Annotated in this window: 9 protein-coding genes; 7 read left to right on the top strand and 2 right to left on the bottom strand. The window is 46.7% G+C overall.

Annotated features, from left to right (window positions below):
- Nucleotides 1-20 precede the first annotated feature (20 nt).
- The gene (locus tag ACXHJ2_RS19930; RefSeq protein WP_013369326.1) at nt 21-971 is read right to left on the bottom strand and encodes a macrolide 2'-phosphotransferase; all 951 of its coding nucleotides are present in this window, start codon (nt 969-971) and stop codon (nt 21-23) included.
- Between the two features lie 334 nt (nt 972-1305).
- Between ACXHJ2_RS19930 and ACXHJ2_RS19925 the strand changes: the two genes are divergently transcribed.
- Entirely contained in the window at nt 1306-2394 is a 1089-nt protein-coding gene (locus tag ACXHJ2_RS19925) for a site-2 protease family protein (protein ID WP_165082986.1), read from the top strand.
- Nucleotides 2395-2549: 155 nt separating this feature from the next.
- Here the strand turns inward: ACXHJ2_RS19925 and ACXHJ2_RS19920 are convergent, their stop codons facing one another.
- Nucleotides 2550-3464, bottom strand: coding sequence for an AraC family transcriptional regulator (locus tag ACXHJ2_RS19920; RefSeq protein ID WP_165082984.1), 915 nt, complete (start codon nt 3462-3464; stop codon nt 2550-2552).
- 194 nt (nt 3465-3658) lie between these two features.
- On the opposite strand from ACXHJ2_RS19920, the gene ACXHJ2_RS19915 reads away from it, so the two are divergent.
- The 6 genes from ACXHJ2_RS19915 to ACXHJ2_RS19890 all read left to right on the top strand — a co-directional run bounded on the left by ACXHJ2_RS19915 (nt 3659) and on the right by ACXHJ2_RS19890 (nt 11801).
- On the top strand, nt 3659-5665 hold the full coding sequence (locus tag ACXHJ2_RS19915; RefSeq protein ID WP_165082982.1) for a beta-galactosidase: 2007 nt from the start codon (nt 3659-3661) through the stop codon (nt 5663-5665).
- 135 nt (nt 5666-5800) lie between these two features.
- Nucleotides 5801-7600: a sensor histidine kinase gene (locus ACXHJ2_RS19910; protein ID WP_165082980.1), complete on the top strand. Its 1800-nt coding sequence runs from the start codon at nt 5801-5803 to the stop codon at nt 7598-7600.
- Nucleotides 7597-8664: a response regulator transcription factor gene (locus ACXHJ2_RS19905; protein WP_165082978.1), complete on the top strand. Its 1068-nt coding sequence runs from the start codon at nt 7597-7599 to the stop codon at nt 8662-8664. Before ACXHJ2_RS19910 ends, ACXHJ2_RS19905 begins: the two co-directional genes overlap by 4 nt.
- 109 nt (nt 8665-8773) lie before the next feature.
- Nucleotides 8774-10054 carry an ABC transporter substrate-binding protein gene (locus tag ACXHJ2_RS19900; RefSeq protein WP_165082977.1) on the top strand — a complete coding sequence of 427 codons (1281 nt, stop codon included), beginning with the start codon at nt 8774-8776 and terminating at the stop codon, nt 10052-10054.
- A gap of 38 nt (nt 10055-10092) precedes the next feature.
- Nucleotides 10093-10977: a carbohydrate ABC transporter permease gene (locus tag ACXHJ2_RS19895; protein WP_165082975.1), complete on the top strand. Its 885-nt coding sequence runs from the start codon at nt 10093-10095 to the stop codon at nt 10975-10977.
- Complete coding sequence (locus ACXHJ2_RS19890) at nt 10974-11801, top strand: carbohydrate ABC transporter permease (protein WP_064961755.1); 828 nt, start codon at nt 10974-10976, stop codon at nt 11799-11801. The genes ACXHJ2_RS19895 and ACXHJ2_RS19890 overlap by 4 nt, the downstream gene beginning before the upstream one ends.
- The last annotated feature ends 73 nt before the right edge of the window (nt 11802-11874 follow it).

The raw sequence follows: 11874 nt of genomic DNA, 5'->3' as shown, positions 1-11874 counted from the left end.
GCCAGGTGGCTACAGCTATATTATATGTCGGGCAGTCCTTCTTCTTGCTTATGAACACCCAGCGCGTTACGTGCCATCTCCATATATTCATCTAGTCCGGATTTGAGGGCGAATTCGGCGATAAGCACAGGGTAAGCCGCGGTCAGTTCAATGATGTGTTCGCTCATACGCGGCCATACACGTCCGCCTGCTGCCTTGTAAAACTTCAATAGACGAGCAAGCTCTACTTCTCCGAACAAAGTATAGTAACTCGTAAAATCAATCGCTGGATCAGCTACTTCGGCCTCGGTCCAGTCCAGCATTCCAGTAACCTCTGTATTCGATGAGACTAGAATATGGCCTGGGTGCAGATCGCCGTGGACAAGTGCGGAATATTCCGGCCAGTAGCTATCATCTGCCAGCCAGGCCTGCCATCGTTGCCACAGCTCCCCGGATACACCAAAGACGCGCTGTGTTTCTTCCATTCGCTGACCCATTAAGTGCCGAACTTCGTCGTGTTGCTTTACGCGGACACCGAAATCGGCTGCCCGTCGGTGATCCGTCTGGTGCAACGCGGCTAAGGCTTTAGCGAGCGAAGCAACGAATCTATCTGTCAGAGCATCAGGGTTGATGAACCATACATAGCTTTTTGTTTCCATATCAATAGTAGCGGCAGGTGTGCCCTCCAGCTGAGGATAGGCGATGAACTCTGGACTATATACCTGCCAATCCGGTACCGCTACAGGTAGCGTATCACGAATCAACCGAAGCACTTTGTGCTCGTAAGCCGCTGATTGGACCACATCTATTCGTCGCGGTGTACGTAAAACCCAAGGGGTACCCTGAACGTCTTTGGCGAATAGGGCCCGGAAATCCAACCCGGACTCATTGAGCTCCAATCCTTCATGTCGTATGTGAAGCCCGTTGCTTTGGGCAAGGGCCAATATATCGCTAACATCTTTTGAGTTAGTCAAGGGACGCTTTTCAGTCATATGAAACACACCTCATTGTTCAGATTTAGTCTTAAAAAAAGACAACTTAAACAAGCTTCAACCCTTCATGTGAAAAACAGGTTGAGCTTCATGGAGAAGTCTATCCTTTTATCTGAGACGCATGTAGTGAGTACACATGAATGAGCAAACCTCCTTTTACAAAATAGGGTATCTAACCCAGCCCTAATATACCATCCGACATTCGAGGATGTCTACAATATACGGGATAATGTACATAGCTTCCCCAGTTCGCTTATCTGTGGACTAGAGAAGTTTTTACAAGCTGCACATTGCAGGATACAATGGAAGTATTAGAGAAAGGAGACGGATACGTTTGCAAAAAGAAGACAATAAGACCGATTCCAAATCCGGCTCATCCAAATGGTATCTTGGTAGTGCAGCAGCATTGCTCCTGCTGAAAGGCAAATCGTTACTTGCCCTTTTAAAATTCAGTAAATTTGGCGGTGCGCTGATATCTATGGCGTTTACGATTGGCACGTATGCGATTATATACCCGTGGGGATTTGCGGTTGGGTTCGTGTTGTTGTTATTCGTGCATGAGTTGGGGCATGTATTGGCTGCCAAACGCAAGGGGCTTCCGGTGTCGACACCGTTATTTATTCCATTTCTCGGTGCGTTAATCACCATGAAACGACAGCCTTTGGATGCCCAGACAGAGGCTTACGTGGCCATGGGCGGCCCGTTATTGGGGACAGTTGGGGCTATGGCCGTATACGCAGGAGCGTATGCAACAGACAGTCCACTTTTGTATGCACTAGCATATATCGGTTTTTTCCTGAACCTGATCAATTTGCTGCCGATTCATCCGCTTGATGGAGGACGGATTTCTACAGCAGTGACACGCTGGTTATGGCTGGTGGGTCTACTGGGTGGGATTGTAGTCATCGTGTATTTGAAATCCATTTTATTTTTCTTTATTTGGGCACTATTTGCCTATGATTTATACAAAAAATATGTCAAACGCAATAAAGAAGGCGTCAAAGTTCAATCGTTATTACAGAAGCCGCTGGTTGACGTACAGCATTTGTATGAGCAAGGATATCCGCTGCCTGGGCCGGAGCATACGCGCAGACTATCCTTTAATACCTACTCGGATCTGGAGGGGCAGCAATATGTAACGGTATATATGGAAAGTCTGGATGTGGAGCATACGCTTCTGCTGCCCCAGCAGTGTCTTGTCCAGCATGTATGGCTGAACGGTGTAGAACATATACCGACCCCGGATGCGTATCAGCTCAGATTGCTGTGTGGGATTGACTACATTCCGTTTGAAAATGATAAATATTACGAAGTACCCGCTGCATCACGCTGGAAATTCGGAATCGGGTACTTGGGATTGGCCTTATTCCTGATGGGGATGATGTATGTAGTACATCAGCACATAGGAGATATCAGGCTATGATTCGCAGGATAGGAACTTCACCATCAATATAGATTATTAAGGCAATGAAACTCATTAGAAAATAAAGTAAAAAGAGCGCGACAGCCGCAATATACGGTGTCGTGCTCTTTTTCATATGATTAACGCAGTGAAGCCATTGTTATCCTTCCTTATGTCTAGCTCCTTTGCTCATCCGTAATCGGTTTTAACGTCTGGCGGTATTTTAGCGGGCTGGTACCTGTCCAGCGCTTGAACTGTCTGCTGAAATGAGCCAGACTGGAGTATCCCAGTAGGGAAGCTACCTTGTTTAGCGGTAGATTGGGCTGCTGGATCAGCACCTTAGCCTCATGTAGCTTGGTTTCCGATAGATAGTGACGTGGTGAATAGCCGTAAACCTTGCGGAACACTTCCTGGGCATAGCCCGGACTGATTCCAAGGGAAGCCGCCACATCTTCAAGCCGGAACGTCTGCTCGCCAGATTCATCCTCTCGATAAGGTTTGAACCTCGATTGAATAGCTTCCATAATGGCCTTGGCATATTGAACCGATGAAGGTGCAATTCTCGGCTCCAATCCCGTAGAAATCATTTGCGAGAATATCCCGAATAGCTCGAACAAGTCAATCTGCATGCGAAAGCGATCCGCTGTCGTATATTCTCCGTTCTCCCGCACCATGCTAATCCAGCTATGGACCACCTTTTGCAGCTTGGTATTGGTTTCAGTGCCTGCCGGGAAAAAGAGCTGATTGTTCTTAATCATTTCTTGACGGAACAGCGGATCATCAACATTAAAATGGGTGCTAAAATAATACATTCCATCCGGGGATACACACTGAGTTACATGCTTGAATCCTGGTGGAATCATTAAAATATCACCCTTTCCCACCGAGTATACGTTATTCTCCATTATCGTTTCCTGACGACCTTCTAAAATGAGAGCAATTTCAAAACCAATATGAGACTCCTCAGGCATGCACCAATCCGCTTTGACCCGATGAATATGAGCGCCAAAAAATTTCACATTCCAGTCAATAATGGGTAGCCATTGGCAATCATGGAATAGAGCTGGATCAACATCCGAATTTAATATCATCAGATCACCTTCGATTAGGGCAAATTTTACACCGCTTAGACAATCTCATTGTACCTAACATTCATCTATAATAAAAGAGCGCTTACAATTGCTGTAATACATGCTTTTACATAAAAAATCGTTTATATATAGTATTTTTGAAAGCGACACCATATTGTAATCAGGGAGCATTAAACTTATTGGAGGACGACTCGATGAAAAAGCTATTGTACGGTGTTGCTTATTATGATGAATATATGCCTTATGACCGTTTGGACCAAGATATCCAAATGATGAAGGATGCAGGAATCAATGTAGTGCGGATAGCCGAATCTACTTGGAGTACGCATGAACCGCAGAACGGAGTGTTTGATTTCACCTCTGTGGATCGGGTGCTGGACGCCATGCATAAGGCGGGTATTGAGGTCATTGTGGGCACGCCGACCTATGCCGTACCCACATGGCTGGTGAAGGAGCATCCCGATGTCTTGGCGACAACACCTCAGGGACCGGGCAAATACGGGGCTCGTCAGATTATGGACATTACGAACCCGGTGTATCTGTTCCATGCTGAGCGAATCATACGCAAGCTGATTGGACGGGTAAGCCAGCATCCGGCAGTTATTGGTTTTCAGACAGATAACGAGACAAAGCATTACAATACGAGTGGTCCCAATGTGCAATTACAGTTTGTGAAGTATTTGCGGGAGCGGTTTGAATCACTGGAGGAGCTGAACCGCAAATTTGGCTTGGATTACTGGAGCAATCGCATCAATAGCTGGGAGGACTTCCCTTCGGTGGTCGGAACGATTAATGGAAGTTTGGGAGCGGCCTTTTCCCAGTTCCAGCGCAAGCTGGTGACGGACTTCCTGGCCTGGCAGGTCGCGATTGTCAATGAATATAAGCGGGAAGACCAATTTGTTACGCAAAATTTTGATTTTGAGTGGAGAGGTCATTCCTTTGGAGTTCAGCCGGACGTGGATCACTTTGCTGCATCTGAAGCGTTTGATGTGACGGGTGTCGATATTTACCATCCATCACAAGATGATTTGACTGGAATTGAAATATCTTTCGGTGGTGATGTGGCACGTTCGACAAAACATAATAATTACTTAGTGCTGGAAACGGAGGCGCAGGCGTTTACACACTGGGTTCCTTATCCGGGACAATTGCGTCTGCAAGCGTTCAGTCATCTGGCTTCCGGGGCCAATATGGTAGCTTACTGGCACTGGCATTCCATTCATAATTCCTTCGAAACCTACTGGAAGGGTCTGCTTAGTCATGATTTTGAACCGAATCCTGTGTATGAGGAAGCACAGACGATAGGGAAGGACTTTGCAAGACTGTCCACGCATCTGGTCAATCTGAAAAAGAAAAATAAAACAGCTATCCTGGTTAGCAACGAAGCGTTGACATCCATTAACTGGTTTAAGTTTAATATGAACAGCCCACTGAATTACAATGACATCGTACGCCGTCTGTATGACGAGCTGTATAAGCTGAATATTGGTACAGATATCGTCCATCCGGGTACAGAATCGTTTGATGACTATGATCTCTTGATCGTTCCGAGTCTGTATTCTGCGCCAGATACACTGCTGGAAAAGCTGAACCGATATGTCGAACAAGGTGGTCATGTGGTATACACGTCCCGCAGCGGATTTACCGACGAACATGTGCAGGTGAGAACATCGCAGCAGCCGGGCGTGATTAGCGAAGCGTGTGGTATTCATTACAGCTTGTTTGTGGAGCCGAAAAATGTGACACTCAAGGATAATCCTTTTAAAGTGGCAGAAGAGGACAATCAGGTAGATACATGGATGGAGCTGATAATGCCGACGACTGCCGAAGTATTAGCCTATTACGATCACCCGCATTGGGGCAAATATGCTGCGATTACGCAAAATCGCTATGGTCAGGGAACGGCGACCTACATCGGCTGTATCATCAGTTCGGCGGTCATCCGCGAATTGTTCAGCTCTGTAGCCAAAAAGGCAGGCGTATGGGGACTGGATCAGGAAGCTTCTTATCCGATCATTGTTAAGTCTGGTACGAATGATTTGGGACGAACGATCCGGTACTATTTTAACTATTCCGAACAAGCAGGCTCGGTGGTGTATCCGCACGGGGACGGCAAGGAGCTGATCGGAGAGCAGGCGGTTACCCATGGACAATTGCTCCAATTGAAGCCTTGGAGTGTTATAATTATCGAAGAAGCGTAAATGATGAATAATGAGTTGAAATCGACGTACGAATAATACAGAATAGGTATCCCGCCGTAACGATCCGGCACATTGAAGCGCCCCTGCGAATTGCGGGGCGTTTTCGCATATGGCTGAATAGAGGAGTGCATCGCTATGCCAACCCGAGCAGTCCGCTGGTTCCGGGCGCTGACGGCCCCGTATCGAAGCAGCATTCAGCTCAAGCTGATTTTGACGATGATTGTTCTATCTGTTGTGCCTGTCATTGCTGTCACGGTGCTGGCTGCGGAGAAAAGCAGAGCATCTATGGAAACCGAAGTGGTCGAGACGAACATGTCCAATATGAAATGGACGGGCATTTATATCAGCGACCAATTAGATCGTCTGAATCATCTGATTTACAGCATTCAGATCAGCCCTGATCTAAGCGATTATTTGAATGAACGCGAGCCTGACAATCTTTCAAGCCAATTTAATGCTCAGCGAAAAATGTTGAATACGCTGGCGAATGTATATTATTCAGCCGGGAGTCATGTCATCGGTATTCAGCTGTATCTGAAGCAATCGCAAACCCTATTTACCTTTAATAGTATGCAAAATGAAATTACGACAGTGAGCGGTATTCCCTCGCAGTACGCCGAGATGTGGCAAGCGAACAAGGATTATTCGATTCGATCAAGCCCTGCTGATCCTGATCGCTTTACACTGACACGCAGTATTCGGCGTTTTGAAGACCAGAAGCAGACGGGGGCCATTTCATTGGAGGTGCTATGGTCACAATTTGATCAGACGCTGGGTCTGCTGGGACGTGGGGATCAGCACCAGGTATTGATTACAGATGGGGATGGCAGGGTCATGTATCCAACGCAGGCTCGTCAGTCGCCTCCTCCTCCAGGAGTACTGACCGCTCTTCGTGATGTTAAGCCGGGCCACGGGATGCTTCAAACTGCCGAACATTATGTGTTCTACAATGATCTGGATGTAGTTGGACTGAAACTGGTCAAAATCGTACCGACTTCCTCCATTAACCACAGTGCCTTTTCAACCATGCTGTATGGTATTGTCGTAGGCGTGATTTCAATCCTGGTTTCCATCTGCATTGCCGTTTTCATCGCATGGCGGACTGCACGCCCGATTGTCCATTTGGCGCGTTCGGTGCAGGAGCTTGATATGATCAAGGGGCCAGTTGGAGAGCCAAGTACACGACCGGATGAAATTGGGTTACTGGAAAGAAGTCTGCATGGGATGGCAGGCCGAATACGCGAGCATATCCAGACGGAATACAGTATCAATTTGCAAAAAAAGACGGCTGAATTGAAAGCGCTCCAGGCGCAGATTCATCCTCATTTTCTGCAAAATACGCTGCAAATGATCGGAAGTATGGTGTTTTCGCAAAAGCCGGAGGATACCTATGAAGTCATTCGTTCGCTGAGTGAGATGTTCCGTTACGTGGTACGTGAGCCTCAGGATATGGCCTCTCTGCGTGCAGAACTTGATCATGTGGGACATTATATGCGTATCCAGCAGCGTCGTTTTCCGCAAAGATTGGTATTTCAGGTGGAGACAGAAGAGCAGGCGATGGATATTCGTTTGCCGAAGCTATCGCTTCAACCATTGTTGGAAAATGCGTTTCAGCATGGTCTTGATCGCAAGGCAGGGGCGTGGCGAATGGCAATCCGCGTGGAAATTATGAAGGAAGAAGTGTGCATTACGGTCAGCGATAATGGTAACGGTATGCCCCCGGACAAGCTGGAGAAAGTTCGGGCTAAGCTGGAAAACGCATCGGAGGAACCAATTTGGGCGCAGGGCAGTCATATCGGATTAAGCAATGTGGCTTCACGCATACAAATGAATTTTGGAGTGCATTATGGAGTGACTATAGATAGTGAGCAGGGAGTCGGTACATGTGTCACTATTCGTATTCCATTCGTCTCAGCAGAGGAGGGCAAAATATGATCAGGGTATTAATCGTTGACGATGAGCCGTGGAACCGCGATATTTTGAAGACATTTGGCACATGGGAAAAGCTTGGAATGGTAGTAGTGGGTGAGGCTGAGGATGGAGACGAGGCATTCAGGCTGGTCGGGGAGTTAGCTCCCCACATTGTGATTACGGATATGCACATGCCGGGTGCGGACGGAGTAGAGCTGCTGCAAGCGCTAAATAACCAATGTCCTGATGTGAAAATCATTGTCGTGAGCGGTTATGATGATTTCGCATATGCCAAACATGCGATCCGTTACAAGGCTGTTGATTATTTGCTCAAGCCTGTCAATCCTGTCGAGCTGAATGCGGTGCTGCTCAAATGCAAAAACGATCTGGAGGTCAAGGAGGCCGAACAGCAGCCAGAAGTAACAGAACTGGATTATGAGTTTTTCCACAAGTTAACCCGGTATAAGCAACTGCTGCGTCTTTATTTTAATGAACTGAATCGTGACGGGGTGAACTTAACATGCAGGCAGGTTGTGCAGGAGCTGGAGAGTTATGGAGCACCAAGTCAACCTATGCTGGGCAGGCTGGTACAGGAGTTGCTTTCCCTGCTGAAAGAGCTGTCAGCGGATAACGGGCTGGATACTTCTACGGCAAAGGAACGATTTCCGCTTTCGCAGGCTGCCCTATCCTCTGTAGAACATGCGCTGGAATTCGTATCGTCATGCTATGTTCAGGAATTGGATCAACTGATTCGGCAACGGAAATACAAAAATAAGCTGAATTTGGAGGAGGTACGGCGGTATATCGACAGTCACTTTGCTGGGCCGATTACACTGGAGCAGTTGGCGAAAAACTTTTTTGTGAGCAAGGAATATATGAGCAAGGTATTCAAGCAGGAGTATGGTCAGAATGTAACGGACTACATTGTAGAACGGAGAATGGAAAAGGCGCGGGAATGGCTCTCCAATAAACAGATTTCAATTAAAGCCGTTGCAGAGATGGCTGGGTATGAAGATGTGTCTTATTTTTATCGGGTATTTAAAAAGCATTTTGGCATGGCCCCCGGTGAAATGAGAAAGGAAGTTTAAAAAAATCCAATCCAATAAGTTAAGGGTGTCCAATGGCAGAAGTGACCTCCCATCCTATAATGAAAGCGTATACAAAATGAGATTTTCAACTTAGGGGAGGTCATTTTGCATGAAAATGTGGAAAGGTGTATTGAGTACAATGCTGGTTGGCACGTTGTTGGCCGGATGTGGAGCGAATTCTTCAGGCAGTGACAGTAGCGGTTCCAGTGGAGACGGCAAAACTGTAAATCTCAAAATGTTTATTGCTCAGCCCCGCTTAAAGGAGCACTACGATAAATACATTAATGCGTTTGTAGCCAAAGAGAAGAAAGATAAAAATATCGACGTCACCGTTCAACTAGAGATGCCGCCTGCTGACAATGCCGCACAAATTCTGAAGACAAGACTCGCTTCCAACGATGCACCGGATGTATTCGCATTGCATGCGGTGAATGAAATTCCACCGTTTTACAAAGCGGGATACTTGGAGGATTTGTCCGGTCAGCCATTTGTCAGTAAATTGATGGATAGTGTGAAGCCTTCGGTGACAACCCAAGACGGCAAAGTCGTAGCGGTTCCTTTGGAAACGATCTCCTGGGGCTATTTGTACAACAAAAAGATATTTAAGGATTTGGATTTGAAGCCGCCAGGAACGTTGACCGAAATGAAGGCTGTCGTCGAGAAGCTGAAAGCGAATAATGTGAAACCGTTCCTGTTGTCTTACAAGGAATCCTGGATTCCACAGTTGTTCGTGCCGCTCACAGCAGGTGCGATGATGAACACACAGAATAAAGATTTTATCGAACGGATGAATCAGGACAAAGGTTCTTTTTCCGAAATGAAGAGCATGTTCGATATTATTGATCTGGTGAACAGCAATGGTACAGACAAGGCGCTGGAAATTGGCGGGGATGATGGATCGGCGGCATTTGCTTCGGGTAAAGCGGCAATGTGGATTCAGGGACCGTGGTTTGCGGAAACGATTTTAAAATCTGATCCGAAGATGGACTTTGGAGTAGCACCTCTGCCGATTAATGACGATCCTAATGCGACCCTGATCAATCTGTCCACTTCGACTTCGCTGGCTGTATCCTCTACCAGCAAGAATAAGGAGGTTGCGCTCGATTTTGTTAACTATGTGTTGGACGACAAGGATTCGAGCGCATTCTATGAAGCATTGAAATTTAACCCCATCTCCAAAGTGCATACGTTTAAGAGCTATCCTTGGGTTAATGATGCTACCGAATATGTGAAAGCAGGCAAGTCGTACCAAGATCCATCAATCCCGCAGGCGGTTAAGGATGAGGCAGGCAAATCGCTACAATCCTATTATGCTGGCCAGCTCTCGCAGGATGACGTCATTAAGGCGCTGGATAAGGCATGGAAATCGTATAACAAAGTGAACAAGTAGCGGTAACCTACAGAATGACATCGGGAGGGAGAGACTCCATGCCTTTTAAAATCTACAAAAAATACGTCATGCTGCTGGCGTTTACTGCTCCGGCACTAATCTTTTACGCCATCTTTCTGCTTATTCCAACGATCAGCGGTATGTACTACAGTTTTACAGACTGGAATGGATTGAATCCCAATTACAACTATATCGGCTTGGGGAATTTCGTGGAATCCTTGAAGGAAGACCCCGATTTTCTCAATTCTCTTTGGTTTACACTTAAATACGTGTTGGTCATGATCGTGCTGCAAAATGTACTTGCGCTAGTACTGGCAGTGTTGATTGAGTCACGCACACGCAGCAAAGGATTTTTTCGGACGATCTTTTTTATGCCCAATATGATCAGCACTATTATTAGCGCATTTATGTGGACATTCGTTTTTTCCTCCGTGCTGCCGCAGATTGCTGAAAAGACGGCCATCGCCTTTTTAGGTCAATCATGGCTGGGCGATCCGAAAGTATCCTTTTTCTCCATCATTATTGTCTCGCTCTGGAATGGTGTGGGATATATGATGATCATCTATCTGGCTGCGCTTCAGGGTGTACCGCAGAGCTTGAAGGAGGCTGCTATTATTGACGGGGCGAACGCATTTCAGACATTGCGAAGTGTGACGCTGCCGATGATTACCCACGCGATTACGATCTGTTTCTTCCTGACACTTAACGGTGCCTTCAAGGTGTACGAGGTCGTGTATGGGCTGACTGGCGGGGGACCGGGACGCAGTACACAGGTGATTACAATGAACATTTATGAGGAGGCGTTCTCCAACAACTTCCGTTATGGTTATGCGAGCGCTAAATCCGTTATTTTGTTCGCCATTGTGCTCATCTTCACTCTGATCCAACTGCGTGTCATGAAGAAGAGGGAGGTGGAGGCATGAGGCTGAAAAAAGCCAATTCCTTGCTGATCACGCTGATGCTGTGCGTGGGCGCAGTCGTGTCCTTCTTCCCGATCTACATGGCAGTCATTAATTCGTTTAAAACACAGGGTGAGATGTTTGCATCCTTTACGGCGTTGCCGACGAAGCTTCACTTTGAAAATTACAGTCAGGCTTTTCATCAGACCCATTTGCTGAACAGCGCTCTGAATTCCACGATTATTTCGTTTATCGGCATTGGCGGGATCGTGTTCTGTTCGGCACTGGCAGGCTACAAGCTGTCTCGTACAAGTGGAAAACTGAGCAGTGCAATTTTCTTCCTGTTTGTTGCCTCCATGCTGGTGCCGTTTCACTCTATAATGATACCGCTTACACGAATGGCAAAGGATTTGTCTGTTCAAGGCAGTACGTACGGCTTGGCTTTGATCTATATCGGCTTGGGTGTAAACATGGCAATCTTTTTGTATCACGGATTCGTCAAATCCATCCCGCGTGAGCTGGAAGAATCTGCGCAAATGGACGGGTGCAATGAGTTCCAAACGTTCTTTCGCATTATATTTCCTTTGCTGCTGCCGATCACCGTCACGATTGCTATTTTGGATTTCCTGTGGATTTGGAATGACTTTTTGCTTCCACTTTTGATGTTGACGGATGTGAACCATTACACCCTGATTCTCTCGACCAATATGCTGTTTGGAGAGTACAACAAGGATTGGTCGCTTATTCTGGCCGCGCTCGTGTTGACCTCTATCCCGGTTATCCTGATCTATGCCTTCTTTCAGAAATTCATTATGGAAGGCATCGCGGAGGGAGCGGTTAAGGGATAAGGTGGAGACGGTGGGCAGGCGGATGGTACTTCCCATCATCCCCATGACATAAATATCAAAGCCTTCCTATAAT

This window comes from Paenibacillus sp. ALE3, from assembly GCF_054113405.1.
This window is presented reverse-complemented; position numbering and strand designations above follow the sequence as displayed.

Bases quoted from the DNA above. Each gene is read 5' to 3' on its own strand.
- ACXHJ2_RS19895 (WP_165082975.1), top strand. From the start codon at position 10,093: ATGCCTTTTAAAATCTACAAAAAATACGTCATGCTGCTGGCGTTTACT.
- ACXHJ2_RS19905 (WP_165082978.1), top strand. From the start codon at position 7,597: ATGATCAGGGTATTAATCGTTGACGATGAGCCGTGGAACCGCGATATT.
- ACXHJ2_RS19930 (WP_013369326.1), bottom strand. From the start codon at position 971: ATGACTGAAAAGCGTCCCTTGACTAACTCAAAAGATGTTAGCGATATA.
- ACXHJ2_RS19915 (WP_165082982.1), top strand. From the start codon at position 3,659: ATGAAAAAGCTATTGTACGGTGTTGCTTATTATGATGAATATATGCCT.
- ACXHJ2_RS19910 (WP_165082980.1), top strand. From the start codon at position 5,801: ATGCCAACCCGAGCAGTCCGCTGGTTCCGGGCGCTGACGGCCCCGTAT.
- ACXHJ2_RS19890 (WP_064961755.1), top strand. From the start codon at position 10,974: ATGAGGCTGAAAAAAGCCAATTCCTTGCTGATCACGCTGATGCTGTGC.
- ACXHJ2_RS19900 (WP_165082977.1), top strand. From the start codon at position 8,774: ATGAAAATGTGGAAAGGTGTATTGAGTACAATGCTGGTTGGCACGTTG.
- ACXHJ2_RS19920 (WP_165082984.1), bottom strand. From the start codon at position 3,464: ATGATATTAAATTCGGATGTTGATCCAGCTCTATTCCATGATTGCCAA.